Below are 25,621 nucleotides of genomic sequence, written 5' to 3'. Positions count from 1 at the left end.
GCAACCTGGGCCGCGTTGCCGAACACCGCCCACTGATTTAACGAAAAGGGCATGGCGGACGCGCCCACGCCGCAGGACAGTTCCCCGCCGGACAGGCGCCGCTTTTTCTGGCCGGGCGGCCTGTCCGCGCGGCTGCTCACGCTCACCATCCTGTTCGTCGCGGTCGGCGGCATGATCGCCCTGCCCCCGGCCCTGGCGGCATACCAGGAAAGTTGGCTGTTGGACCGGGTGCGGGCGGCCGAGACCGTCTCGCGCATCTCCGACATCGCGCCCGAGCGCATGACCCTCGATCAGCGCGAACAGCTGCTGCAGGGGGCGGGGGTCGAATGGGTGGCGATCTCGACGCCGGATGTCGGCCTGAGGCTGGTGCTGCAGGGTCGGCAGCGCCCGCAGCGGCCCTATCTCGTCGATCTGCGCGACCAGGGCCCGGGCTCGTGGCTGGGCGGGCCGTTCAACACCCTGTTCGGCGGCGACGGCCGCAGCGTGCGGGTGCGGGCCGAGCCGCGGTTCATCCAGGCCGACTTCGTCGAGGTCGTCGCGCCGGACGCCGAGCTGAAGCAGGAGCTGTGGCAGTACCTGTGGCGGCTGATCCTCGTCGTCGCCTTCGTGTCCACCCTGGCCGGGGTGCTGGTCTACCTGTCGCTGAACCTGTTCCTGGTGCGGCCGATGCAACGGATCACCCACGCCATGGAGCGGTTCCGGGCCGATCCGGAGGACCCGGAGGCGCGGGTCGGGATTTCCGGCCGCCGGGACGAGATCGGCCGGGCCGAGGCCGAGCTTTCGCGGATGCAGGCCGACCTGCGCGCGGCGCTGAGCTCGCGCGCCCGGCTGGCGGCGCTGGGCGAGGCGGTGGCCAAGATCAACCACGACCTGCGCAACATGCTGACCAGCGCTCAGATCGCCTCCGAGCGCCTGGCGGCGCTCAAGGACCCCAAGGTCAGCCAGGCGCTGCCCAGGCTGGAGCGGGCGCTCGACCGGGCGGTAAAGCTGGCCTCGGACGTCCTGACCTACGGCAAGACCGAGGAGGCGGCGCCCGAGCCGCAGCCCGTCCCGCTGGCCGCCGCGGTGGAAGCGGCCGGCGAGGAGGCGCGGCTGTCGCCGAAGGGCGTCCGGCTGGTCTGCGACGTCGATCCCGGCGAGCAGGTCATCGCTGACGCCGATCAGCTGCATCGCATCCTGGCCAACCTGCTGCGCAACGCCCGGGAGGCGATCGAGCATCAAGAGGGCCGGGGCGGCCGTGGCGAGATCCGCGTCACGCTGGAGCGCATCGAGGGAGCCAGCCTGATCCGCGTCGCCGACGACGGGCCGGGCGTGCCGCCGAAGATTCGAGAGCGGATCTTCCAGCCGTTCGCAGGGTCTGGCCGGCCGGACGGGGCGGGCCTCGGCCTCGCGATCGCCCGGGAGCTGGCCCAGGGCCACGGCGGCGACTTGACCCTGCTGGACGCGGGGCCTGCGGGCGCGACGTTCGAGCTGCGCCTGCCCGGCGCGCCGCCGCGGCGACGGGCCGGACGGAAGAGCGCTTAGCGCCGTCAGAAGCCGCGGGCGACGCCCTCGCGCCGGCCGTCGGCGCCGCCGCGCAAGGTCCCGTCAGGAAGCCGCTGAACGCCGTGGAGACCGGACCCCTCGGCGCCGTACCCGGCGCGGAGCGCAACACCCTTGCTCGCCAGGCCCGCCGCCACCGCCGGCGGGAATTTCTCGACTTCGGCGGCATAGCCGAAGCCGCCGGCGATCAGGTTGGGGAGATCGAGCGCCTGCTGCATCGGCAGGCCCCAGGCGAGGACGCCGGTCAGCGCCTTCAGATTGTAAGCCAGGATCGAGGGGCCGCCCGGCGAGCCGACCGCGGCGACGAAACGCCCCTGGCGGTCGAGCACGATGGCCGGGGCCATGGACGAGCGCGGCCGCTTGCCGCCGGCCACGGCGTTGGCGGCCGGCACGCCGTCCTCCGTCGTCGGCTGGAAGGAGAAGTCGGTCAGCTGGTTGTTGAGGAAGAAGCCGGCGGCCATGCGCCCGGAGCCGAAGATGCTCTCGACCGTAGTGGTCATCGAGACGACGTTGCCCGCCGCGTCGACCACCACGAAGTGGGTGGTGCCGGCAACCTCCTGCGTGCGGTCCGGGGCGCGGATCCCGGCGCCTTTCGGGCGTCCCGGCGGCGGCGGCGGGCCGGCCATGTCCGGGGCGATCAGCTTGACCCGCTGGTCGAGGTAGGCGGGATCGAGCAGCCCCTCGGTAGGCACATCGACGAAGGCGGGGTCGCCCATGTAGCGGTCGCGGTCGGCATACATCAGGCGGCTGGCCTGGGAGAACAGGTACCAGCCCTGCGGGTCGGCCGGGCCGTGGTCGGCGATGGCGGTGCGGTCGAGCAGGCCAAGGCCCTGGAGGACCGCCGGGCCGCCGGACGGGGCCGGCGGGGTGCAGACGACGTAGATCCGGAACGGCCGGCAGAGCGCCGCCGACTTTTTCGGCCGATAGGCCTTCATGTCGGCCATGGTCAGGGCGCCGGGCAGCGGCCCCTGCCGCACGCGCGCGACGATGGCCTCAGCGACCGGGCCTTCGAGCAGGCCCTTCGGTCCCTCGGCGGCGATGCGGCGGACGGTGTCGGCGTAGGCGGGATTGCGGAAGCGGTCGCCGGGCTGGATGCGTGTCCCGTCGGGCTTGGTGAAGTAGGCGATTGCGTCGGCGGTCTGGGCCTGGGCGGCGCGGCCGTTGGCGGACTGTCCGAGACGCTGGGGCACGGTGAAGCCCTGGTCGGCCAGCCGTTCGGCGTCGACGAACAGGTCGCGCCAGGCGAGCTTGCCGTGATCCGCCTGCGCCATCGCCAGCATGGCGACGGCGCCCGGCACGCCTGTCGAGCGGCCCGACAGGATCGCCGCCGTCCGGCCGAGCGGCTTGCCGTCGTCGCCGAAGAACAGCCGGGGCGTGGCGGCGGCCGGCGCCGTCTCGCGGCCGTCGTAAGCGCTCACCGTGCGGGTGCGGGCGTCATAATAGGTCATGAAGGCGCCGCCGCCGAGGCCGGAGCTCTGCGGCTCGACGAGGCCGAGCACCGCCTGCACGGCCACCGCCGCGTCGACCGCCGAGCCGCCCCGACGCAGCACCGCGACGCCGGCGTCGACCGCCATCGGATTGGCGGCGGCGACCATGGCGTGGGCGGCGAGGCCGTCGGTGACCGGGGCTGCGGCCAACGGCGGGACGGCGGAAGCGATGGCGGACGGGGCGCGGGCGGTGGCTCCGCAACCCGCCAGCAGGGCCGCGACAGCGGCGAGGCTCAGGAGACGATAACGAACAGGCACGGGACGCTAGAACCTCCGCCGCGGACATCCCTGCCCTTCGGGCATGCCGCCCTCCCGGTCAAGCGGAGGGACGCCTCGCAAAAAACCCGGCGGCCCCGGCTTGCGCTTTGCCGCGCCCCCGACTAGGTTCCGCGCCCTCGCCGTAAGGCAACAGCGCGCCCGTAGCTCAGCTGGATAGAGCATCAGACTACGAATCTGAGGGTCGGACGTTCGAATCGTTCCGGGCGCGCCATTCTCCAACGCAATCAGTCAGTCACTTCTGGTCGCCGTCCTGCGGGTCTGGTGGTGCGCATCCGCGCCGCTGTAACGCGTCAGCCAGTTCGTAGATCTGGTGGGCATTTCGCGCGCAGGCGATCTTGGGTTCGTTGAACTCCGCCCGAGTCGCGCGTCCACGTTCCTATTTTGTTCTTGACTATAAGGCTTCGCTGTGGGAAGCTGCAGAGCCGTGATCAGTGGGCCGCGCCACCCGCTGCTGAGCGGACAAGGCCCGCACCAAGTGCCTCTCTAATCTGAAGTCTGCTTGTCGCGGCGGCCCACCCGCTGTGCGCGTGATCGTGTCGCGCGTTCGCGCGGCGCGCCGTCAACTCAGCAATCGGAGAAGACCTTGGCTGGAACTGGTTCGTACGCTCGAGGCGATCAACCGCGCAGCGTGCCAGATACGCTGGCGCAACCATATGCGAGGATGGTTGCCCAACAGAACGCCTACAATGCGCAGCAAGCGGCCGAGTTGGAGCCACGCCGAGGGGCCGCGGTCGCGCGGGCCCCTGCGCCCGCTCGAAGCGCCTCGGTCGCTCCACTAGCGGACCGCATGTACCGAGGTTCGGACGCCGACATCGCCGAACTCCGCAGGCAACAAGCTGAGTTCAAGAAAGCCGAGCGCGCCAACAGCCGGGAGAACGCCTGGATGGCCGTCCCCGCCTTGGCGCCTGTAGCGGCCGTCATGGGCCTGGAAGGCGCAGCTTACATCGCGGGACGTCTCGCCCCGGCGGTAGCCCAGCGGGCGCCGCTCGTGCTTCATCGGGCCGATCCCAATCTTCGCGTGGGCGACAACTGGGCTACGCGAGCCGGACGGCGGGCGCACGGAGCGCTGCGGGAGCGCGTCGCGCAGAAGCCAGGATGGGATCCTGAACCGACAGTGCCGTTGAAAGATGGGCGGATTCTGAGGCCTGATGTGCGCACGCCTTCACGCGTTCGAACTCCGGGAAAGGAGCCTGAGCCATTCCAGATGGAACTCAAGCCAAACACGCCGACGGGGCGCGCGGCGGCCGCTCGGGCTGTCAAGAAGTATGAGACCACCGGCGTGAAAACCCGGCAAATCTACTACGACCCGAAGTCGTTCATATGACCCGCCCGTCCTACACGAAGGCCCTCAGTCGAACGCTAGAGCCGCTGGGGTTTGCGCGCGAAGGGAGGGACTGGCGCCGGCAGCGTGGAGAAGTCGAAGACTGGGTGAATCTCCAGAAGAGCTGGGTGGACGGAAGCGTCACGGTCAACCTGTTCGCGAAGAACGTCGAAACCGAACGGATCCTGAAGTCGATCCCGTGCCAAGAGGGGCTGGGCGTCCGGCAATTCGGCCAGCGAATAGGCCAGTTGATCGACGGCCGCGATCGCTGGTGGAAGAATGATCCCAATGGTCCGACCGAGGTTGCCGACGCTGTGCGGGCGTACGGCGTCCCGTGGTTCGAGCGGGTTCAATCCCTCGAGGACGAAGCTTCGAAGTGGTACGGTCGAGGCACGACGGGATCGTGGCGCAAGCCGAACCTGACGGTGCTCGCTGTGACGCTGTTTCGACTGGGAGCCCTCGAAGAAGCGCTTGCTCTCTTCGAGGAACCCGTGCCGAAGACCGCAATCCCGATGTTGGTCACAGAGGGTAGATGCGTACAGCAGTGGCTTCAGGAGCAATTGCGCACCGCCAATCGCACTCGCTAGACGCACTCGCTAGACGCACGAGTATGACGCGATCCTGGCCTGCTCGTGCCGTCAGGCGACGGCAAGGACCCTTCGGTCCAGGGAACCGACGACCACGACGCCCGGGTCAGGTACGTGATGCATTCGCTGGCCTGGTCCTCGGCGCCGGCTTGGCGAGGTTCGCGTCGATGGCGGCGCGGATCAGGGCCTTGAAGGCGGTCGGGTCGAGGGTCTCGCCCTGGCGGATGTCGATCGCGCGGCGGGCGCCGCCCTCCAGGCTGGCGTTGAAGAGGCCCGCGGGGTCGGGAAGGCTGGCGCCCTTGTGGAAGGTCAGCTTGACCACCCCCTTGTAGGTCTCGCCGGTGCAGAGGATGCCGGCGTGCTCCCAGACCGGCACGCCGCGCCACTTCCAGGTCTCGACGACCTCAGGGTCTTCCGCGCGGATCAGGGCGCGAACGGCGGCGAGGGTCTCGCCGCGCCAGTCGGCGAGGTCGCGGATGCGGCCATCGATGAGGTCGGACGGCGCGTCAGTCACATCTTCTCTCCGGGCAGGGCCGCGGCCTGTCGGATCCAGGCCACGAACTGCGCCTCGTCGAGAGGCGCGTCCTCGGTCACGTGCAGGTAGCGGACGCCCGGGTGCTTGGAGCCTTCGGGCGGAACAGGGGCCAGCTCGGTTCCCTTGAAGAAGGTCACCTTCACGTAGCGAGTGAACATGTGGAAGGCGGCGAACCAGGTGCGCCCGTCGAGGCCGTAGAGCGGGGTGTTCCACTTTACCGCCTTGCGAACCTCTGGGACGGTCTCTGCGATCAGGGCGTCCAGGCGCCGGGCGACATCCTGCTTCCAGCCGGGCGCTGCGGCGATGTAGGCCTGGACCGGGCCGTCGCCCTCGCCCTTGGCGATCTGCGGGTTGCCGCCGGCCAGCAGAGCGGGCCCGCCGTCCGCTGACGGCCTGGGCGAGGGTCGGCCGCGGGGTCTTTCGGGCACCGGAGGTTCCTCGAACAAGCCAGAGCGAAGGACTGCCATTCCCGCCGCCGGCCGCCAAGCCCGCAGTTGCAGCCGCGATGCGGGCGGCGCGGCAGCATCCCTCGCGCCGAACTACGTACATCGCCGCATTGGCCGCCGGCCGGGGTTGTGATTTCTGGCCGCCATGACCGATGCCGAAGACTTGGCGGCCCGCACGGCCCGCCGGGCCCAGATCGCCCCCGGGACCGCCGCGGGCGTCGACGAGGCGATGATCGCGCGGCAGGTTCACACCTTCTACGCCCGGGTCCGCGAACACCCCCGGCTCGGCCCGGTGTTCGCCGCCCATGTCGAGGACTGGGACACGCACCTGGCCAAGCTGTGCGACTTCTGGTCGTCGGTCGTGCTGATGACCGGCCGGTTCAAGGGCTCGCCCATGGCGGCGCATGCCGGCGCGGCGGATATCCAGTCGTCGGACTTCGCGGTCTGGCTGGAGCTCTGGCGCCAGGTGGCCCGCGAGGTCTGCCCGCCGGCCGCCGCCGACCTCTTCATCGCCAAGGCCGAGATGATCGGCGAGAGCCTGAGGCAGGGCCTGGAGATGCTGCGCGCCGCCGGCTCGCAGCGGGCCCGACGGACGCTCAGCTTCCCCGGCTGAGGTCACCCCTCCCGACAGGAATAGGCACGCGCGGCTCAGGAGCCGGGCGCGCGGCCGCTCGGCCGCCTGTCATTGACACCAAATTGAACATGAGCCTAACCTCAACTTTAATAAGTGCAGGGGAGAAAACTGATGCAAAACCAGGCTCGCAACGAGCTGCGCAATGCGCGCCGCAGGCTGACGCTGGCCCTCTTGCTGAGCTCCGCGTCGCTCGCCGCGGTCACGACCGCCGGCGCGCAGACCCGGGCGACCGGCTCGACACTCGACGAGGTGGTGGTGACCGCCACCAAGCGCGACGAAACGGTGCAGACCGTTCCGATGAGCGTCACGGCGCTGTCGGCCGACACCCTGAAAGAAGCCAACGTCAAGTCGTTCACCGACTTCGCGCGCCTGGTGCCGAACATCAGCTATTCGTCCGGCGGGGAGGCGTTCGGCCGGCGCCTGGCCCTCCGCGGGATCTACGGCACCAACACCGTCGGCTTCTACATCGACGACCTGCCGATTCCGGCCGACCTGGACCCGCGGGTCATCGATCTCGAGCGCATCGAAGTGCTGCGGGGTCCGCAAGGCACCCTGTTCGGCGCCCGGTCGATGGGCGGCACCATCCGGATGATCACCAAGCGCCCGGACACCACCGACTTCAGCGGTCAGCTGACGGCGGATGTCTCGACCATCCAGCGCGGCGACGAGGGCTATCAGCTCAACGGCACCGTCAACATCCCGATCAAGGAAGACGTCGCCGCCCTGCGGCTGACCGCCTACAGCGGCCGGGAAGGAAACTTCATCCGCAAGGAATTCCCGAGCGAGAGCAATCCGTCGGTGCTTGAACGCAAGCGGGTCGGCGGGAGCGAGTATTACGGGCTGTCCGCCTCGGCGTTGGTGAACGTGACGGATAACCTGACGGTCCGCGGGACCTTCCTGGCTCAGCGGATCCGCCTGAACGGCTGGCAGCTCGCCGACTTCGAGCCGAGCACGCTGCGCCAGACGCGACTGTTCGACATTCCGGAGGTCGCGCGCCAGAGCTGGACCTATGGCGGCGTCACCGTCGACTACAAGACCAGTCTCGGGACCTTCACGTCGTCGACGGCTTACTTCAACTCAAAGGCGTCGTCGGCGGAGGACTCTTCGGAAACGCTCCCCGTCTTCTTCGGCGTGCCGGCGTTCAAGGGACCCCCGTCGCTGATCTGGGATCCGAACCATCAGCTGACCCAGGAATTCCGCTTCGCCTCGACGTTCCCCGGTCCGATCCAGTTCGTCGGCGGACTCTACTACGACCGCAGCCGCACCGGATTCCAGCAGGTCATCGACGCGCCGGGTCTCGACGCCATGGTCGGCGGCTTCTTCGGCACCGACCTGGTGTTCTTCGAAGACAGCCGCACGCTGACGACGGAATGGGCCCCGTTCGGCGAGCTGACCTACCAGATGAACGACAAGCTGTCGGCGACGGTGGGGCTTCGGCAGTCCTGGATCGAGCTGTCGAGCTACAACGAGCAGTCCGGCATCGCGAGCACCGGCTCCATCGAACGGCTGGAAGGCAAGCAGAAGGCGCTGACGCCAAAGGTCGTCGTCAAGTACCAGGCGACGCCCGACCTCAACGTCTACGCCCTGGCCTCGAAGGGCTTCCGACCGGGACGGACCCAGACGGCGCCGCCGATCGGCTTCTGCGGCGAGGACTATGCCGCGGCCGGCCTGACGCCCGCCGACCTGAGCTCGGTCGATCCCGACACCCTCTGGAACTATGAGACCGGGGTGAAGTCGGATTGGCTCGGCGGGCGGCTGCGGGTCAACGCCGCGGCGTTCATGATCAAGTGGAAGAACATCCAGCAGAGCGCCCGCTTCGACTGCGGCTTCAACTTCCAGGTCAACGCCGGCGAGGCGCGCAGCCGCGGCGTGGAGCTCGAGGTCGCCGCGACGCCGGTGCGGGGCCTGAACCTTTCCGGCGGCTTCGGCTACACCGACGCCGAGATCACCGAGAGCGCGTCCTTCCTGTTCACCCGCGAGGGAGACCCGGTGCAGAACGTGGCCCCTTGGACCGGCTATGTCAGCGCCGAGTACAACTTCCCGGTCACGTCCGGCTTCGACGGCTATGTGCGGGCCGACGCCAACTATGTCGGCCGCAGCTTCAGCGCCACCAACGACCCGGAGGTCCCGCGCGAGCGCCACCCCTACACCCTGGTCAACTTCCGGGCCGGCGTAACCAACGACGCGTGGGAATTTGCCACCTACGTCGAGAACGTCACCGACGTGCGCGCCAACCTCGGCGACAATTCGTCGGGGGCGGCCGAACTGCCGGGCCGTCCGCGCTGGCAGATCAACCCGCCGCGCACCGTCGGCCTCCAGGCCATCCGGCGCTGGTAGAGGCGCCGCTCAACGCCAGGGGCCGCCCGAACAGCCCCTGGCGTCACGGCGTGACGGGGATGTCGAAGTGCATGACATCCTCGCGGACGCCGAGCTTCTCATAAAGGGCGACGGCCGGGTCGTCGCCGTAATCGGCCTGGACGTACAGCACCCACGCCCCGCGCTCGGCCGCGATCGCCTGCAGGCGCGCGATCAGCGCCGTGGCCAGGCCGCGACGCCGGTAGGCCTCCGCCACCGCGAGGTCATAGATGTAGATTTCGCTGCGTTCCTGCTCGAGCTTGTCGAGTTCATAAGCCACCAGACCGGCGACGACATCGTCGCCGTCGAGGGCCGCCAGGGCGAAGACGTGGTCCTTGCCGAGAACCCTTTCCAGATAGGCGGCCGACGGCGGTCGCGATCCGTAGCTGTCCGCGTCGTCGAAAGCGGACGCGAACATGGCGTTGAGCGCCGCCAGCCGGCCGAGGTCGCCGGGACCCAATCTGTCGATCCGACAAGCCATTAGGCGGCCGCCTGCGGCAGGGGTTGCGTGCGTCCTAGAGGCATTGCGGGCGAGCCTGCCTCAGCTGTCGGGCGTCCGTAAAGCCGGGTCGGGGCGACAGGTTCGACGACCCGGTTACGCGAAACAGCGTTCTTTCAGCCCTGTCCGCGCGCGGATCGCCCGCTTCAGCCCATCGGACGGCGATCAAAGGTTGCCGTCGCACGAAGCGTGACTATGAAGCCGCCCCACCATGGGCCGGGGGCGGCTCGTAACGATCGGAACGAAGAGATGCGGCGATTGAGACAGGCGGCCCTGGGCGTGTGCGCCGCGGCCCTGGCGGGACCAGCGGCCGCACAGGCCCCGGCGGGAGACCTGGTCCGCGAACTGGTCGTGACCGCCCAGAAGCGGGCGCAGAACCTGCAGGACGTGCCGGTGGTGGTCGCCGTCCTGCCGGCCCGCCGACTGCAGGACGCCGGGGTGCGGGACATCAAGGATCTGCAGATCCTCGCGCCCGGGTTCAACGCCACCTCGACGGCCAGCAACGCCCAGACCTCGTTCCGCATCCGCGGCGTCGGCACGGTGGGCGACAACCCCGGCATGGAATCCTCCGTCGGCACGGTGGTCGACGGCGTGCTGCGGGCGCGCAGCAGCGTCGGGCACGGCGACCTCGGCGAACTGGAGCGCGTCGAGATCCTGAAGGGCCCGCAAGGGACGCTGTTCGGCAAGAACGCCTCGGCGGGCGTCGTCAACGTCATCACCCGGGCGCCGGAGTTCGCGTTCGGCGGCCGCGGCGAGGTGAGCCTCGGCAACTACGGCGCCTACGGCGCCTCCGCGAGCGTCACAGGACCGCTGGCGGCCGAGACCCTGGCCGGTCGCCTGTTCGCGGCCGCGCGGTCGCGCGACGGCTACGCGCAGGTGCACAAGGGCGCGGGGCCAGGGACGCAGACCGACGATTCGGAGTCCAGCCGCATCGTCCGCGGCCAACTGCTGTGGCGGGCGGCGGCCGGGTTGGAAATCCGCGCCATCGCCGACTATGCGGCGCGCAACGAGCACTGCTGCGTCAACTTCCCGACGCGCATCGGGCCGACCGCGGCCTGGATCGACGCCCTGGCGGCGGATGCGGGCGTCTATCGCCCCGCCGATCCGGGCGCACGGATCACCTACGCCAACGACGACATGGACAACCGGGTGCGGGACGGCGGCGTGTCGTTGCAGGGGGACTGGGCGCTGGCCCCGTCGCTGGACCTGACGTCGATCACCGCCTGGCGGAAATGGAAGAGCACCGCCGGCGTCGACAACGACTATTCCTCGGCCGACCTGTGGCGCCGCCCGGCGGACGGGCGCCATTTCACGGCCATCGAACAGCTGACCCAGGAGTTGCGGCTCGCCGGGCGAGGCGAGCGCCTCGACTGGATTGGCGGGGTGTTCCTGCACCGCGAGATTCTCGACGTCGGCGTACACACCGAGCTTGGCGCCGACTACGAGCGCTACTACGGCCTGGTGCTGTCGCAGGGCGCAAACCCGGCGTTCATCTCGACCCTGACCGGGCTGCCGGTCGGCGCCAGCCTGCCGGCCGGCGGCGGGCCGCGCGACCGCTTCGACCACAAGGCGCAAAGCTGGGCGGCGTTCGGCGACGCCACGCTGAAGGTCACCGGGGCGCTGCAGGCCACCGTCGGCCTGCGCTACACCGACGAGAACAAGGACCTGACGGCGCACTATCGCAACGCCCTGCCCGCCGCCGGCTGCACGGCGGCGCTGGCGCGCGGCGTCCCGGCGTCGGCGCTCGGCGTGCTGTGCGCGGCCCACCTCGATCCCGCCTTCAACGACGCGGTGGTGAAGCAGAGCCGCGGCGACCGCCGCTGGAGCGGGACCGTCAAGGTGGCCTATCGCGTCGACCCGCGCCTGATGACCTATGTGTCGTACGCCGACGGCTTCAAAGGCGGCGGCTTCAACCTCGACCGGGCGCGGGTCCGGACCGGGGTGATCGGCACGAACACCAGCTTCCCGGCCGAGACGGTGCGCAGCTGGGAAGTCGGGGTGAAGGCCAACACCGCGGACAGCGCGTTGCTCGCCAACGCGGCGGTCTTCCACCAGACCTTCGAGAACTTCCAGCTCAACACCTACGACGGCGTCAGCTTCGTGGTGGCGCCAATCCCCAAGGTCGTTTCGCGAGGCGTCGACCTCGACCTCGCCTGGCGGACGCCGGTCGACGGCCTGAGCTTGGCCGGCGGCGCGACCTATGCGGAGACGCAGTATGGGGCCTTCACCCCGCCGCCGGGCGTTTCGGCTCGGTTGCCGGGCAGCCGGCTGTCCTACGCGCCCCTGTGGTCCGCGACGGCCAGCGGGGCCTATGTCCGGCCGCTGACGGCGCGGCTGACGCTGCGCGCGGCGGCGGCGGCGAAGTACAGCTCGGCCTATAACACCGGCTCGAACCTCGATCCGGCCAAGGTGCAGCCCGCCTTCGCCCTCCTGAACGGCCGCATCGGCGTGGGCGCGCCGGACGAGGGCTGGGCCGTCGAGCTTTGGGGCCAGAACCTGACCGGCGAGGACTACTTCCAGGTGATCATCGACCAGTCGCTGCAGAGCGGCACCCTGGCCGGGTTCCTGGGCGCGCCGCGCACCTACGGCGTGACGATCCGGACCGAGTTCTAGCGGCCTTGGGCGGGCCGGGCGGCGCGTGCTAAGCGCGGTTCGTGAACGCGGCGATCCTGTTCGAGCCTGACGGCTACCTGACCACCGGCCCCAAGCTGATGGGCCGGCAGGCGGCCGGCGATGGATTCCTCCGCGCCCTGGTCAAGCACCGGGGCGAGGCGCCGCTGGTCGCCTACACGCCGCGCAAGCGGTCGGCGGAGGCGTTCCGCGACCGGGTGGCCGAGCTCGACGCCGGCGCGGCGATCCGTTGGATCTCCGGTCAGCGGCTGCCGGAGCTGGAGGCCTCGGGCGTCCTCTACCGACCGGACCACGCCCTGGGGATCTCAGCCCGGGCGCGGTTGCGGGCCGGGGTGAACCGCTATGCCTTGTGCGGCGTGACCCACACCCTGGCGACCAGTGGGGCGATGGAGCTGCTCGCCGACTACGCCACGGCGCCGCTGATGCCCTGGGACGCCCTTGTCTGCACCTCGACCGCGGCTGTCGAGGTGGTCGAGCGGGCGCTGGAGGCTCAGGAGGCCTACCTTTCCTGGCGTCTGGGGGCGCACGCGCGGGCGCCACGGCCGCAGCTGCGGCTCATCCCGCTCGGCGTCCATGCCGAGGACTTCGCCACGACCGCCGATCAGCGGGCGGCGGCGCGTGGCCTGCTGGGACTGGCCGACGACGAGGTCGCGGTGTTGTTCGCCGGTCGGCTGTCGATCAACGGCAAGGCCAACCCCTATCCGATGTACGCGGCGCTGCAGCGGACCGCGGCGGCGACGGGAGCGAAGGTCGTGCTGGTGCACGCCGGCCAGTTCTTCAACGGAGCCATCGAAGGCGCCTTCCGGAGCGGCGCGGCGCGGTTCGCGCCGGACGTGCGGGCGGTGTTCCTGAACGGCAAGGACGCGGCGCTCTATGGCCAGAGCTGGCGGGCGGCCGACATCTTCCTGTCGCTGTCCGACAGCATCCAGGAGACGTTCGGCATCACGCCGATCGAGGCGATGGCGTCCGGCCTGCCGGCGGTGGTGACCGACTGGAACGGCTACAAGGACACTGTCCGCGACGGCGTCGACGGCTACCGCATCCGCACCTGGCAGCCGCAGCCCGGCGCGGGCGGGGCGGCGGCGCGCGACTACGAGGTCGAGACGAGCGACTACGAGATGCTGCTGGCGCGGACCAGCCTGGCGGTCGCCGCCGACCTCGACGAGTTGACGGCGCGGCTGACGACCCTGGTGGGCGACGGCGACCTGCGCCGCCGGATGGGCGAGGCCGGCCGGGCCCGGGTGCGCGAGCGGTTCGATTGGGCGGTGGTCTTTCCGCAGTACCAGGCGCTGTGGGCCGAGCAGGACGAGCGGCGCCGCGCGGCCGGAGCCGACACGCGCGGCGCGCCGGGCCACGCGCCGGGGTGGCCCGACCCCTATGCGGCCTTCGCCCACTATCCTAGCAGCCACGTCACGCCGGCGACGCGGGTCCGGCTGAGCGAGGGGGCGAGCGTGGCGGGCTACCTGGAGCTTACGACCCATCCCTTCCTGATGCACTGGCGTCTGACGCCGGAGGTGGCGGAACTGGTGTTCGGGGCCCTGGTCGCGGGACCGGCCAGCATCGCCGCCGTGGCCGAGGCGACGAAGATCCCCGCCCTGACCCTCACCGAGGTGGTCGCGCGGCTAGCCAAGATCGGTCTCGTCACGCTGGAGGAGGGACGGTGAGCGACAGCCTGGCGATCTTCCACCCGCCCGGCCGCCTGGGGCTGAAGGGCAACCCGTTCGGCAAGGACGTCGCCAATCTCGAGCTCTATCGCGCGCTGGCCCTGCACGGCGGTTTCGAGGCGCTGTCGGTGCTCAGCGTCCGGGCCAACAGCGACGCCGAACTGACGGAGGACCTTCTAGACGGCCAGGCCTGCGCGACCCGGCTGCAGGCGTCCTCGATCCTCAACCCGCCGCTGATCGCCGAGGCCGGCGCCCTGCTGCGCGGCCAGCCGGACCTTTACGAGCTGGCCTGGATGCGTCGGCGGACGACGGGCGATCGCAGCTACAGCCTGATCGGCCTGTCGCACACCCTGGCCCCGCCGGCGGTGCGGCACTTCATGGCCATGGCCTCGGTCGCCCCGACCCACCCATGGGACGCGATCGTCTGCACCTCGCCCAGCGTCCAGGCCGCGCTGACGGAGATGTTCGACGAGTGGGGCGACCATCTGGCGGAGCGTACGGGCGGCGGGCCGCCGCCTCGCCCCCTCCTGCCGGTCGTGCCGCTCGGCGTCGACGCCGGACGCTTCGCGGCCCTGGCCGACCGGCCGCAGGTCCGCGCGGCGCAGCGGGCCGAGCTGGGCATGGCCGAGGGCGAGGTGCTGATCCTGTGGGTCGGGCGCCTGTCGTATTTCGAGAAGGCCTTCCCGCAGCCGATGTTCCAGGCGGTGCAGGCCGCGGCGGCGCAGACCGGGGCCAAGTTGCGCTTCGTCATGGCCGGCTGGTTCCCCGGCGAGCGAGACCGCGAATTCTACGAGGCCGCCGCGCGGGCGTTCGCGCCGGATGTGGCCATCGACTTCGCCGACGGCAACGATCGGGATCTGGTCGGGCGGCTGTGGGCCGCGGCCGATGTCTTCCTGTCGCTGGTCGACAACATCCAGGAGACCTTCGGCATCACCCCGCTCGAGGCGATGGCGGCCGGCGTGCCGGTCGTGGCCAGCGACTGGGACGGCTATCGCTTCACGGTGCGCGACGGGATCGAGGGATTCCTGGTCCCGACCCTGCTGCCGCCGCCTGGCGGGCCGGGCGACACCATGGTCCTGCGCCACAACCTCGAGATCGACAGCTATCAGGCCTATGCCGGCGCGGTCGCCCAGCACACGGCGGTCAACATCGGGCGGGCGGCCCAAGCCCTGGCGTCGCTGATCGCCGCGCCGGAGCTGCGCCGCAAGATGGGCGCGGCGGGTCGGGCGCGGGTGCGCGAGATCTTCGACTGGCCGGTGGTGGCCCGCCAGTACCGGGCCCTGACCCAGGAGCTTTCCGCCGTCCGGGCCGCCGCGCCCGACGTCGCCAGTCGCCACCGGGCCAATCCGGTGAAGGCCGACCCTTTCCGCGCCTTCCGGGGGTTCGCCACCGAGACGCTCGGCCTCGACCGCGCGCTGACGGCGACGCCCGGCGCCGCCGAGGCCCTGGCGCGCAGCGCCGGCCTGCACCTGCACGAGGTGTTCGGGGCCTGGCGGGCGAGCCGCGACGAGTGCGCCCAGGCGCTGGCGATGATCGTCGCGGGGCCGCGCACGGTGCGCGAGGTGCTGATGGCGTTTCCGACCGGCCGGCGGCGGGCCGTCGAGCTTTCGCTGGTGTGGCTGGCGAAGCACGGTTTTGTCGACTGGCTGACTTAGGGCGGCACAAAACGCCCCCAATCCGCGTTCTCCGGCTGAGCCTCATGGCGCGAGGTTCCAGACAGAGGAGAGACCCATGCGCCGTATCTTCATCGCCACCGGCGTCGCCGCGCTGATCGCCATTCCCGCCGCCCCTGCCTATGCGGCCTGCAAGACCACCGGCACTGCCGTGGGCGCCATCGCCGGCGGCCTGCTGGGCAACGCGGTCGCCGGTCGCGGCGCGCGCACCGAAGGCACCCTGCTGGGGGCCGGCGTCGGCGGCCTGCTCGGCCGCGAAGTCGCCAAGAGCAACTGCGGCAACAAGCGTCGCGTGTATCGCAGCGCCCGCGCCGACTACCGCTCGGCCCGCCCGGTCCGCTACGCCAGTTACGACCGCTGCCGCTACGAGAACCGTCCGCACTACAATCAGTGGGGCGAGGTGGTCTACGTGCAGACCAGGGTCTGCCGGTGAACGCCGTCCAACTGACCGCCGCGCTCAGCGTGGCCGCGCTGAGCCTCGCCGCCTGTAGCGATAACGATCGCAAGGGCGGCGACGCCCGGCTGTGCATCCCCTTCCAGGGGGCGGCGAACGCCCCGGCCGCCGCGCCGGGCGTCGCCCAGGCCCCGGCGATCGACGACTGCCTGCACCGCTGGGGCTATGCCCTGGCCGATTCCGAGGGCTCGGCCGACGAGGTGGCCGCCGCCGTGGTCGCCGCCTGCATGCCGGTGCTGACCCAGTGGAACCAGCAGTCGATGAACCTGGCGGCAGCCGGAGCCGCGCCGCCGCCGGCCGAAGCGCCCAGCCTCGTCACCGGGGAGCCGACCAACCCGACGGCCGAGCGCTATCGCTACGCCGAGAACCGGGCGCTGTTCTATGTGATCCAGGGACGGGCCGGCGAATGCCCGGCGCCGCCGATGAAGGCGGGCGCCATGTCGGCGGACACGCGCGGCTGACAGGGAACGGAGCGGCGGCTAGAGGTTGCCGCCGACTTCACCAAGATAGAGGCCGACGGCCGTCCGGTTGGGACCGACCTTCTGGACGGCCTCCTGCAGTTCCTCGGGCGTGGCTTCGAGACGCGCGCTCCAGTAGCGGACATCTTCGGGATCGTTGAGGTCGATGTGGCCCGGCCCCTCATAGGCCGGGTCGTCATAGGAAGGGCCATCGAAGGCCCGCTGCTCCTCGGGTCGCATGGGAGGTCTCCTAACCCGCCGCCGGTTGGCAAAACCCGCAGGTCAGGGTTCGCGTTCCAGCGTTCCGGGATGCAGGCCGCGAGAGGCGGGGGCGACGCCAGGGGCCGGAACCAGCACCGGACGGGCGATCCGGGCGCGCGAGCCCTTCGGCTTCACCGCGAACGTCTGCTTGACGGCCTCCATCAGCACCAAGCCCGCGAACCCGGGCCAGAGGCGCGAGCCGACCTGTTCGAATCCCTCGGCCCACCCGGCCATCCAGGCCACTGGCGGAACATAGAGCGCCCGGGTCCAGCCGGCCGGTTCCAGTTCGGCCGAGCGGAGGAGTTCGGCTAGCTGGCTGCGGCTGTAGGGGCGGCCGTGACCCAGCGGGGTCTTCTCGGCGTCGGCCCACAGGCCGTTGCGGGCGGCGACGACGACGATCACGCGGCCCGAAGGGGCCAGCACGCGCCAGACCTCGCGCAGCATGGCCACCGGGTCGGGACTCTCCTCGATGGCATGGGCCATCAGAATGCGGTCGAAAAGGGCGTTGCGGAACGGAAGGGCGTCCTCGGCGGTCAGAGCCGAGAGGTTCTTGCCGCCCGGCGCCTGGCCCGGCCAGATCTCGACGCCCTGCTGGGCGGGCATGGCGGCCACCACCCGCCGGGCGGCGGCGCGCACTGGGTCGACGAACGGCGTCGCATAGCCGAGCGCCAGCACATCGAGGCCGTGGCCGTCGCCCCAGGCCTCCAGCACCTTGCGCGCGACCATCGCCCGCGCCGCCTGACCAAGGGGCGAGGCGTAGAACTGGCGAAGGTCGAGGACGTCGCGGCGCATCTTCCCGTCTTGGCTGACGAAGCCTAAGTTGAGCGCCGAGCGTAGATCGCAGCGGGGGCGTTTGTCTCCACGGCTGCGTCCTTCGGGGAGCGTTCCGGATGCCGCTGACCGTCCATCAGTTCCCTTGCCTGGCCGACAACTACGGCTTTCTGGCGCTCGACGAGGCGTCGGGCCTCGCCGCCTGCATCGATACGCCCGAGTCGGGGGCCATCCTGCGCGAGCTGAAGGCGCTCGGCTGGCGGCTGGAGCTGATCCTCAACACCCACTGGCACCCCGACCACGCCGGCGGCAACGCCGACGTCCAGGCGGCGACCGGCGCAAAGATCGTCGGGCCGGCCGAGGTGACCCGGATCTCGCCCGTCGACCGCGAGGTGCGCGGCGGCGATTTCGTCATGCTCGGCGAGACGCGGTTCGAGGTCATCGAGACCGGCGGCCACACGCTCGGGCACATCGCCTATCACGACGCCGACGACGCCATCGCCTTCGTCGGCGACACCCTGTTCGCCCTGGGCTGCGGGCGGCTGTTCGAGGGCAAGCCCGACCAGATGTGGAGCAGCCTGCAGCGGCTGGCGGCGCTGCCGGACGAGACCACCGTCTACTGCGCCCATGAGTACACCGCCTCGAACGCCCGGTTCGCTCTTTCGGTGGACGACTCGCCGGCCCTGAAGGCGCGGGCCGAGGCGGTGTTCGCGGCGCGCGAGCGCGGCCAGCCGACGGTGCCGACGACGATCGCACTGGAGAAGGCGACCAACCCGTTCCTGCGGGCCCCGGCGCTGGCCGGCCGGGTCGGGGCAGCCGGCCGGGCCGACCACGAGGCGTTCGCCGCGGTGCGCGCCGCCAAGGACCTGTTCAAGGGCTGAGGGCCTATCGCCCGGCGGCGATCCGGATGCGGTCGGAGGACGGGCGCCCCGCCAGGCCTTGCGCCGGCGACACGGTGATCATCAGGACGTCGCCAGCCATCTCGGCCGACGGCCGGCCGCCCTCGACCAGCTGCACGCGCCGGATCTTGTTCAATGCCTTCTGGGCGCGCGGCTGGCGGCTCATGCGGACCATGGCCTCGCTGGTGACGATGGCGGCGTCGGCGATCAGAGCGGACGAGGCCGGGGTCGCCTCGGCGTCGAAGGGCATCAGCCGGCGCACCGCGCGGCTGGCGCGGGCGCTGGCCTGCGCGAGACGCTCCAATAGGGCCTGCGGGCCGAGCGGCGCGAGCCGCAGGGGCGAGGTCCCGCCGGCCAGGGCGGCGGCCAGGCCGCTGGGTCGGCGGTCGGTGAAAACGGTGACGCCGCCGAGCCGCGTCGCGCGGAGCATCGGCTCGCCCTGGTCGTTCTTGTAGATGACGTCGCCGCGCGGGGCCGGCTGCGGCTGCAGCACCCAGACCTCAGGGCTGTCGTCGAATTTGAGCATCGGCCGCCGCTGGCTGCGGTCGAAGACGAAGCCGACGCCGCCTTCGGCGACGTAGCGCGCGGTCGGCGGAGCGTCGAACTGGCGGCCGTCCGGGGCGCGGCGGTTGAACAGGCCGTCCCGCAGGCTACCGGATTGGGCGTGCGCGCTGGGTGTTCCCAGGACGGCGACGCAGAGCGCTGCTGCGAAGGTCGCCTTCAGGTACGCCGCTGGACCCATGATCAGGAACCAGATGCCGCCGGAGTGGGGCGCTTTTTGGACGTCCGACTCTCCGCTGTCACGCCATGTACTGCCCGCCGTTGAGGGTCAGGGTCGAACCGGTGACGTAGCCGGCCTGTTCCCCGGCCAGGAAGGAGACCATGTCGGCGATCTCCTCGCCGCGCCCGAGCCGGCCCACGGGAATCTGGGCGACGATGGATTCCAGCACCTTCGCCGGCACCGCCTGAACCATTTCTGTGTCGATGTAGCCAGGTGCGATGCAGTTCACGGTGACGCCCTTACGGGCGTTCTCGAGCGCCAGGGCCTTGGTGAAGCCGATCATGCCGGCCTTCGCGGCGGAATAGTTGGTCTGGCCGATCTGGCCCTTCTGGCCGTTGATTGACGAGATGTTGATGATCCGGCCCCACTCACGCTCGCGCATGCCCTCGATGACCTGTCGGGTCATGTTGAACACCGAGTCCATGTTCACCCGGATCACGTCGCTCCACTGATCGGCGGTCATCCGGTGGAAGACGCCGTCGCGGGTGATGCCCGCGTTGTTGACCAGGACGTCGATCGGGCCGAGTTCGGCGGACACCGCCTCGGCGGCGCGCCGGCAATCCTCGAAGACCCCGACGTTGCCCTTGATCACCATGACGCCGAGTTCGCGGGCGCAGGCCTGGGCCGCTTCGTCGTTGCCGGAATAGCCGGCCGCGACCTTGAGACCGTCGGCCTTGAGCCGTTCGACGATCGCCCGGCCGATGCCGCGCGTCCCGCCCGTCACCAGCGCTACCCTCGCCATGGCTCTATTCTCCGGTTCTGAGTTCAGACCTGTTCGACGCAGAGGGCCACGCCCATGCCGCCGCCCACGCACAGGGTGGCGAGGCCGCGGGCGGCGCCCGATCGCTTCATCTCGTGCAGCAGGGTGGTGAGAATACGGGCCCCCGAGGCGCCGATCGGATGGCCGATGGCGATGGCCCCGCCGTTGACGTTGACCTTGTCCGGGTCGAGCCCGAGGTCGCGCAGGACGCACAGCGACTGGGCCGCGAACGCTTCGTTGGATTCGACAAGGTCGAGGTCGCCGATGCTCCAGCCGGCCTTCTCCAGGGCCTTGCGGCTGGCCGGGATCGGCCCCGTTCCCATGATCTCCGGCGCGACGCCGGCATTGGCCCAGGAGGCGACGCGGGCGAGCGGCGCCAGGCCGCGGGCCTTGGCCTCGGACGCCCCCATCAGCACCAGGGCGGCCGCGCCGTCATTGATGCCGGAGGCGTTGGCGGCGGTGACGGACCCGTCCTTGGTGAAGGCAGGCCTCAGGCCCGAAATGCCGTCAAGGGTGACGCCGTGACGGATGTACTCGTCGGCGTCGACGACGGTGTCGCCCTTGCGGCCCTTGATCGTAACCGCGGCGATCTCGTCCTTGAACCTGCCCGCCTTCTGGGCGGCCTCGGCGCGGTTCTGGGAGGCGACGGCGAAGCGGTCCTGGTCGTCGCGGCTGATCTGCCAGCGGGCGGCGATGTTCTCCGCGGTCTGGCCCATGTGGTAGCCGTGGAAGGCGTCCCAGAGCCCGTCGCGGATCATCGTGTCGACGAAGGACAGGTCGCCCATCTTCTGGCCCGACCGCAGGTTCGCGGCGTGCGGCGACTGGCTCATGCTCTCCTGACCGCCGGCGACCACCACCTGGGCCGAGCCGTCCTGGATCTGCTGAGCGGCCAGGGCGACGGCGCGCAGGCCCGAGCCGCAGAGCTGGTTCAGGCTCCAGGCCGGGCTCTCGACCGGCACGCCGGCGGCCACCGAGGCTTGGCGGGCGGGGCCCTGGCCGGCGCCGGCCTGCAGCACCTGGCCAAGGATGACCTCGTCGACCTCGGCGGCGGAAAGGCCGGCCCGCTCGACCGCCGCGCGGATCGCGACGGCGCCGAGTTCATGGGCCGGAAGGCTTCCCAGCGCTCCGAGGAAGGAGCCGACCGGAGTGCGGGCGGCGGAAACGATCACGACGTCGGTCATCGAAGCTCCTCAGGACGCAGCCGGCGGCATCCTTGGCCGCGCCCGTCGTCGTGGACAAGTGCCCAAACGCAACGCCCGAGCCGGGAATTGCGATTATCCTCGCATCCGCGATACTGCGGCGCAGAACAAGGGCCGGCCGCGCCTGGCTGGACCCGCGCAGGACCAGCGGCATGGGACCAGGGGCAGGGGACCAGGGGATGGCGGAAACCCAGGAGACCGGCGACGCCAAGAGCGAACGCGTGGTCATCAAGAAGTATGCGAACCGGCGGCTCTACAACACCGCTTCGTCGAGCTACGTGACCCTCGAACACCTCGCCGACATGGTGAAGCGCGGGGTCGATTTCGTGGTCTACGACGCCAAGACCAACGAGGACATCACCCGCACGGTGCTGACCCAGATCATCTTCGAGGAAGAGAGCCAGGGGCAGGCGCTGCTGCCGATCCAGTTCCTGCGGCAACTGATCGGGTTCTACGGCAACTCGGTGCAGGCCTTCCTGCCGAGCTATCTCGAGATGTCGCTGGCCAGCTTCGCCCAGCAGCAGGAGCAGATGGGCCGCCAATTCTCCTCGGCCGGTCTCCCCGGCTTCGACGAGCAGATCCGCAAGAACATGCAGCTCTTCGACGAGGCGATGAAGATGTTCTCGCCGTTCGCCTACGTGAAGCCCGAGGCCCCGCCGGCTGCGAAGCCCGAGCCTGCGCCGCCGCCGGCCGGCGACGACCTCGCCGACCTGCGCCGCCGCATGGAGGAGATGCAGGCGCAGATCGAGCGGCTGGCCAAACGGTGATGGCCTACCAGGGATTGAACCTGGCTCGCGGTTTGCAGTTGGGTAAGCATGATGTCCCGAATTGACCCGACCCGTCGGAGCCAGATCCTGCGACGCGCTGCGCGTCCGGCGGCCGACAAGGCCGACGAGGCGTCGGAGGCTGCGCCGGCCAACCTGCCCGTCCCGGTTCGGGGCGCCCGCGCCATCCCGCCGCGCCTGGATCTGCAGGACGGCGGCAGCGAGTTCGCCGCTCAGCTGATGGGCCAGGACGGCCAGCGCCGTGGCCTGCGGGCCGGACCGAATGTGATCGACGTCGCCCGGCACAGCTACAACCGGGTCGAGTGGTCGGGGTCGAAGGACCGCCGCGCCCGCCAGGGCCGGGCGGCGCGCACCGAGGCCTGACCTGGCCCTGCCGAACTGGCGCGGGTCTTGCTTGGGGTCGAGCGGCCGCTTCGGCCGCAAGGACCGCTCATGCCTCCGTTCGCCTATCGCCTGATGGACGTCGCCGTGGTGACGCTGATCTTCAGCGCACTGATCGGGGGATAAAGCTCGGCGGTCAGAGCTCGCGAACCTCGCCCGGCAGCCGCGAACGCGACTGCAGCCACATCACCCCGGCAAGATCCGACACCGAGGCCCAAAGTCTGCCGAGGTTGGTGTATTTCGACCGGCCGCTCTGGCGGTGGCGATGGTTCACCGGCCGGAAGGCGGTCTCGTAGCCCTCGCGCAGCATCAGCGCCGGCAGGTAGCGGTGGATGTGGTCGAAATAGGGAAGCCGCAGGAAGGCCTCCCGGCGGAAGGCCTTCAGCCCGCAGCCGGTGTCGTTGGCGGTGTCCTTCAACAGGCGCTTGCGGACGCCATTGCCGAACTTCGAGGCCAGCTTCTTGGCCCGGCTGTCCTGCCGCTTGACCCGCTCGCCGCCGACCAGCGCCAGGGTCTTGGGCCCGGCCAGCAGGGCGTCGACGAGGGCCGGCCCGTCGGCCGGATCGTTCTGGCCGTCGCCATCGAGGGTGACGATCACCTCGCCGCGGGCGCCGAGGATGCCGGTGCGGACCGCCCGGCTCTGGCCGGAATTGCGCTCGTGGCCGAGCACGCGCAGCTGGGGGAGCTCGCCGCGCAGGGCGGTGAGGGCCGCCCGGGTGCCGTCGCGGCTGGCGTCGTCCACGAAGACGACCTCGAAGTCGCGCCCCGCGAAGGCGGCGGCGATCTCGCGCGCCAGGGCGGGCGCCGCCCCTTCCTCGTCGAAAACCGGGACGACCACCGAGATTTGGGGCGCTTGAGCCATTAGCCTCCCATAGCGCAAAAGGCGGCGGAAGGAAGGATCGTGCTATCAGGGTGGCGATGAGTCTCGACGCTGAACTGGCGCGCTGGGGCCGCGGATGGCGGGGGCCGGCGATCGCCGCCCTGGTGGCGTTCCTGGCCGGGCTGCCCGGCCTTCTCGCTGTGCCGCCGCTGGACCGCGACGAATCCCGCTTCGCCCAGGCCACCGCCCAGATGCTGGAGACAGGCGACTTCGTGGTCATCCGCTACCAGGACCAGCCGAGGTTCAAGAAGCCGGTCGGCATCCACTGGATGCAGGCGGCCAGCGTCTCGGCCTTCTCCAGCCCCGAGGCGCGGCAGATCTGGGCCTATCGCATCCCGTCCCTGCTGGGGGCCATGCTGGCGGCGGCGGCCTGCGCCTGGGGGGCGGCGGCGTTCTTCGGCGGCGGGACCGGCCTGTTGGCCGGCGCCCTGCTGGGCGGGACCTTCCTGCTCTCGACCGAGGCCTTCATCGCCAAGACCGACGCCGTGCTGGCCGGGACGACGACCCTGGCGCTGGCCGCCCTGGCGCGGATGTACGCCGCCGCACGGGAAGGGCCGCCGGCCGGATCGGCCGCGCCCTGGCTGTTCTGGACCGGTCTCGGCGTCTCGACCCTGGTCAAGGGGCCGGTCGGGCCGATGACCGTCGCGCTGACGCTGGCGACGCTGGCGCTGCTGGACCGCCGGATCGGCTGGATGGGCCGGCTGCGCTGGTACTGGGGCCTGATCATCGTGCTTCTGATCGTCGGGCCCTGGGCCGGCGCCGTCACCGTCGCCACCGACGGCGGGTTCTGGACCACGGCCCTGGGCGGCGACCTCGCGCCGAAGCTAGCCGGCGGCCAGGAAACCCACGGCGCGCCGCCCGGCTACCATACCCTGCTGACGCCGTTCGTGACCTTCCCGATGACCCTGCTGCTGCCGGCCGCGGCGGTGCTGGCTTGGCGGCGGCGAGAGGAACCGGGCGTGCGGTTCGCCATCGCTTGGTTCGTCCCGACCTTCCTGCTGTTCGAGGCCCTGCCGACCAAGCTCGTGCACTATCCGCTGCCGACCTACGGCGCCCTCGCGTGGCTTGCGGCCGCGGCCCTGGCGGGGCCGTGGGGGCCAAGGGCCAGGTGGGCCGGGGCGGCCCTGGCCGCCCTGGTCGGCGTGGTGCTGGCGGTCGGCGTTTTCTACCTGGTCGCCGAGCACGGCGATCCCTCCGACACCCTCGCGGCGGTGGTGACCGCCGGACTTCTGGCCGCGGCTGGCCTGGCCGGCGGCGTGCTGCTGGTCCGGGGGCGGCCGGCGCCGGCGATGGCCGCCGCCCTGGCCCTGGGCGTCGCCGGCCACGGGATGCTCGCCGCGGCCCTGGTCCCCCGGCTCGATCCGCTGCTGCTGTCCGACCGGTTGGAGCGAACCCTGGTCGCCGCCCGCCTGTCGCCGCGCCAGGGCGTGGTGGAATCGCCGGTCGCCGTCGCCGGCTACGCCGAGCCCAGCCTGGTGTTCGCGCTCGGCACCTCCACCGAACTTGAAGGGCCCGATCAGGCGGCTCGGGCCATCGCCGAGGGGCGGCCGGCGATCGTCGAGGCGCGGGAGGAGGTCGCCTTCCGCCAGGCGCTTGCCAAGGCCGGCGCCCGGGCGCGCGAGGTCGGCCGCGTGGATGGGCTCGACTACTCGAACGGCGACGAGATGAGCCTTCGGGTCTATCGTTCCGCCGGAGCCGCGCCATGAGCCGCAGGATCGAAATCGTCGAAGTCGGGCCGCGGGACGGTCTGCAGAACGAGGCTTCGATCCTGGATGTCGGCCAGAAGGTCGAGCTGATCCGCCGTCTGGAAGCCGCCGGGGCGCGGCGGATCGAGGCCGCCTCCTTCGTCAATCCGGCGCGGGTGCCGCAGATGGCGGGGGCGGAAGCGATCATGGCCGCCCTGCCCCGTGAGGCCGGGCGCAGCCGCATCGGGCTCGTCCTCAATCCGCGCGGCTGGGACCGTCTGCTGGCGACGGGCTGCGACGAGGCCAATGTCGTCGTCTGCGCCACCGACGGCTTTGGATTGCGTAACCAGGGCGCCTCGGTCGATCAGCAGGTCGACGCCCTGCGGACCATCATGGCGGCGCGCCGCAAGGAGGATCCGCCGGTCAGCGTGACTATCTCCGTCGCCTTCGGCTGCCCGTTCGAGGGCGAGGTCGCGGAAGCGCGGGTGGTGGAGATCGCCGCCATCGCCGCGGACCTGCGGGTCCCCGAGATCGCCCTGGCCGACACCATCGGGGTGGCGGATCCCTGGACCGTCCGCCGTCGGATCGAGGCGGTGCGCAAGGCCGCGCCGAACGCGCGGCTGCGGATGCATTTCCACGACACCCGCAACACCG

The 25,621-nt window shown here is 70.9% G+C and carries 25 protein-coding genes and 1 tRNA gene; 16 read left to right on the top strand and 10 right to left on the bottom strand.

Annotated features, from left to right (window positions below; translation table 11 throughout):
• Positions 1-51: 51 nt before the first annotated feature.
• Positions 52-1,524, top strand: a complete 1,473-nt coding sequence (locus ACILRF_RS03035) for a sensor histidine kinase (protein ID WP_395670792.1) — start codon at positions 52-54, stop codon at positions 1,522-1,524.
• Between the two features lie 5 nt (positions 1,525-1,529).
• On the opposite strand, the gene ACILRF_RS03030 is transcribed toward ACILRF_RS03035, so the two are convergent.
• Entirely contained in the window at positions 1,530-3,287 is a 1,758-nt protein-coding gene (locus tag ACILRF_RS03030) for a gamma-glutamyltransferase family protein (protein ID WP_395670791.1), read from the bottom strand.
• A gap of 155 nt (positions 3,288-3,442) precedes the next feature.
• Here ACILRF_RS03030 and ACILRF_RS03025 point away from each other — a divergent pair.
• The 3 genes from ACILRF_RS03025 (at position 3,443) to ACILRF_RS03015 (ending at position 5,216) form a co-directional block, all read left to right on the top strand.
• A tRNA-Arg gene (locus tag ACILRF_RS03025) sits at positions 3,443-3,519 on the top strand.
• A 576-nt stretch (positions 3,520-4,095) separates the two neighbouring features.
• Positions 4,096-4,632 carry a hypothetical protein gene (locus tag ACILRF_RS03020; protein WP_395670790.1) on the top strand — a complete coding sequence of 179 codons (537 nt, stop codon included), beginning with the start codon at positions 4,096-4,098 and terminating at the stop codon, positions 4,630-4,632.
• Positions 4,629-5,216: a DUF4304 domain-containing protein gene (locus tag ACILRF_RS03015; RefSeq protein ID WP_395670789.1), complete on the top strand. Its 588-nt coding sequence runs from the start codon at positions 4,629-4,631 to the stop codon at positions 5,214-5,216. Before ACILRF_RS03020 ends, ACILRF_RS03015 begins: the two co-directional genes overlap by 4 nt.
• Positions 5,217-5,322: 106 nt before the next feature.
• Here the strand turns inward: ACILRF_RS03015 and ACILRF_RS03010 are convergent, their stop codons facing one another.
• Both ACILRF_RS03010 and ACILRF_RS03005 read right to left on the bottom strand, forming a co-directional pair.
• The gene (locus ACILRF_RS03010; RefSeq protein WP_395670788.1) at positions 5,323-5,730 is read right to left on the bottom strand and encodes a DUF1801 domain-containing protein; all 408 of its coding nucleotides are present in this window, start codon (positions 5,728-5,730) and stop codon (positions 5,323-5,325) included.
• A complete protein-coding gene (locus tag ACILRF_RS03005; protein ID WP_395670787.1) occupies positions 5,727-6,179 on the bottom strand; it encodes a DUF1801 domain-containing protein in 453 nt (150 codons plus the stop codon). The genes ACILRF_RS03010 and ACILRF_RS03005 overlap by 4 nt, the downstream gene beginning before the upstream one ends.
• Positions 6,180-6,342: 163 nt before the next feature.
• Between ACILRF_RS03005 and ACILRF_RS03000 the strand changes: the two genes are divergently transcribed.
• Positions 6,343-6,810, top strand: a complete 468-nt coding sequence (locus ACILRF_RS03000; protein ID WP_395670786.1) for a group III truncated hemoglobin — start codon at positions 6,343-6,345, stop codon at positions 6,808-6,810.
• Between the two features lie 132 nt (positions 6,811-6,942).
• Entirely contained in the window at positions 6,943-9,168 is a 2,226-nt protein-coding gene (locus ACILRF_RS02995) for a TonB-dependent receptor (protein WP_395670785.1), read from the top strand.
• Between the two features lie 43 nt (positions 9,169-9,211).
• On the opposite strand, the gene ACILRF_RS02990 is transcribed toward ACILRF_RS02995, so the two are convergent.
• Entirely contained in the window at positions 9,212-9,667 is a 456-nt protein-coding gene (locus ACILRF_RS02990; RefSeq protein WP_395670784.1) for an AAC(3)-I family aminoglycoside N-acetyltransferase, read from the bottom strand.
• Positions 9,668-9,934: 267 nt separating this feature from the next.
• Between ACILRF_RS02990 and ACILRF_RS02985 the strand changes: the two genes are divergently transcribed.
• From ACILRF_RS02985 to ACILRF_RS02965, 5 genes are all read left to right on the top strand, one after another.
• Complete coding sequence (locus ACILRF_RS02985) at positions 9,935-12,298, top strand: TonB-dependent receptor (RefSeq protein WP_395670783.1); 2,364 nt, start codon at positions 9,935-9,937, stop codon at positions 12,296-12,298.
• 41 nt (positions 12,299-12,339) lie between these two features.
• Positions 12,340-13,980, top strand: a complete 1,641-nt coding sequence (locus ACILRF_RS02980) for a glycosyltransferase (RefSeq protein WP_395670782.1) — start codon at positions 12,340-12,342, stop codon at positions 13,978-13,980.
• The gene (locus ACILRF_RS02975; RefSeq protein ID WP_395670781.1) at positions 13,977-15,635 is read left to right on the top strand and encodes a glycosyltransferase family 4 protein; all 1,659 of its coding nucleotides are present in this window, start codon (positions 13,977-13,979) and stop codon (positions 15,633-15,635) included. The genes ACILRF_RS02980 and ACILRF_RS02975 overlap by 4 nt, the downstream gene beginning before the upstream one ends.
• 76 nt (positions 15,636-15,711) lie before the next feature.
• The gene (locus ACILRF_RS02970; RefSeq protein ID WP_395670780.1) at positions 15,712-16,086 is read left to right on the top strand and encodes a glycine zipper 2TM domain-containing protein; all 375 of its coding nucleotides are present in this window, start codon (positions 15,712-15,714) and stop codon (positions 16,084-16,086) included.
• Positions 16,083-16,568 carry a hypothetical protein gene (locus tag ACILRF_RS02965; protein ID WP_395670779.1) on the top strand — a complete coding sequence of 162 codons (486 nt, stop codon included), beginning with the start codon at positions 16,083-16,085 and terminating at the stop codon, positions 16,566-16,568. Before ACILRF_RS02970 ends, ACILRF_RS02965 begins: the two co-directional genes overlap by 4 nt.
• 18 nt (positions 16,569-16,586) lie before the next feature.
• Here ACILRF_RS02965 and ACILRF_RS02960 read toward each other — a convergent pair whose 3' ends face one another.
• Complete coding sequence (locus ACILRF_RS02960) at positions 16,587-16,805, bottom strand: DUF3606 domain-containing protein (protein WP_395670778.1); 219 nt, start codon at positions 16,803-16,805, stop codon at positions 16,587-16,589.
• Between the two features lie 42 nt (positions 16,806-16,847).
• On the bottom strand, positions 16,848-17,618 hold the full coding sequence (locus ACILRF_RS02955) for a class I SAM-dependent methyltransferase (RefSeq protein WP_395670777.1): 771 nt from the start codon (positions 17,616-17,618) through the stop codon (positions 16,848-16,850).
• 98 nt (positions 17,619-17,716) lie between these two features.
• Here ACILRF_RS02955 and gloB point away from each other — a divergent pair, with 98 nt between their 5' ends.
• Entirely contained in the window at positions 17,717-18,478 is a 762-nt protein-coding gene (gloB, locus tag ACILRF_RS02950; protein ID WP_395670776.1) for a hydroxyacylglutathione hydrolase, read from the top strand.
• A gap of 4 nt (positions 18,479-18,482) precedes the next feature.
• Here the strand turns inward: gloB and ACILRF_RS02945 are convergent, their stop codons facing one another.
• From ACILRF_RS02945 to ACILRF_RS02935, 3 genes are read right to left on the bottom strand one after another with little or no spacing between them, the layout of a single operon-like run.
• Positions 18,483-19,238 (bottom strand): DUF4908 domain-containing protein, encoded by a 756-nt coding sequence (locus ACILRF_RS02945; protein WP_395670775.1) that lies wholly within the window; start codon positions 19,236-19,238, stop codon positions 18,483-18,485.
• A 58-nt stretch (positions 19,239-19,296) separates the two neighbouring features.
• Complete coding sequence (locus tag ACILRF_RS02940; protein WP_395670774.1) at positions 19,297-20,019, bottom strand: beta-ketoacyl-ACP reductase; 723 nt, start codon at positions 20,017-20,019, stop codon at positions 19,297-19,299.
• 23 nt (positions 20,020-20,042) lie between these two features.
• Positions 20,043-21,218, bottom strand: coding sequence for an acetyl-CoA C-acetyltransferase (locus ACILRF_RS02935; RefSeq protein ID WP_395670773.1), 1,176 nt, complete (start codon positions 21,216-21,218; stop codon positions 20,043-20,045).
• A gap of 197 nt (positions 21,219-21,415) precedes the next feature.
• On the opposite strand from ACILRF_RS02935, the gene phaR reads away from it, so the two are divergent.
• Complete coding sequence (gene phaR / locus ACILRF_RS02930) at positions 21,416-22,003, top strand: polyhydroxyalkanoate synthesis repressor PhaR (protein WP_395670772.1); 588 nt, start codon at positions 21,416-21,418, stop codon at positions 22,001-22,003.
• Between the two features lie 51 nt (positions 22,004-22,054).
• A complete protein-coding gene (locus ACILRF_RS02925) occupies positions 22,055-22,384 on the top strand; it encodes a hypothetical protein (protein WP_395670771.1) in 330 nt (109 codons plus the stop codon).
• A 154-nt stretch (positions 22,385-22,538) separates the two neighbouring features.
• Here the strand turns inward: ACILRF_RS02925 and ACILRF_RS02920 are convergent, their stop codons facing one another.
• Complete coding sequence (locus ACILRF_RS02920) at positions 22,539-23,264, bottom strand: glycosyltransferase family 2 protein (protein WP_395670770.1); 726 nt, start codon at positions 23,262-23,264, stop codon at positions 22,539-22,541.
• A 56-nt stretch (positions 23,265-23,320) separates the two neighbouring features.
• On the opposite strand from ACILRF_RS02920, the gene ACILRF_RS02915 reads away from it, so the two are divergent.
• Both ACILRF_RS02915 and ACILRF_RS02910 read left to right on the top strand, forming a co-directional pair.
• Positions 23,321-24,988, top strand: a complete 1,668-nt coding sequence (locus ACILRF_RS02915; RefSeq protein ID WP_395670769.1) for an ArnT family glycosyltransferase — start codon at positions 23,321-23,323, stop codon at positions 24,986-24,988.
• Positions 24,985-25,621: hydroxymethylglutaryl-CoA lyase (locus ACILRF_RS02910; protein ID WP_395670768.1), on the top strand; the 637-nt coding region annotated here is incomplete at its 3' end. The genes ACILRF_RS02915 and ACILRF_RS02910, both read left to right, overlap by 4 nt.

Source organism: Phenylobacterium sp. (genome assembly GCF_044236515.1).
Lineage (GTDB): Bacteria > Pseudomonadota > Alphaproteobacteria > Caulobacterales > Caulobacteraceae > Phenylobacterium.
The sequence above is the reverse complement of the archived record's forward strand: the minus strand, read 5'-3'. Positions and strand labels throughout refer to the sequence as shown.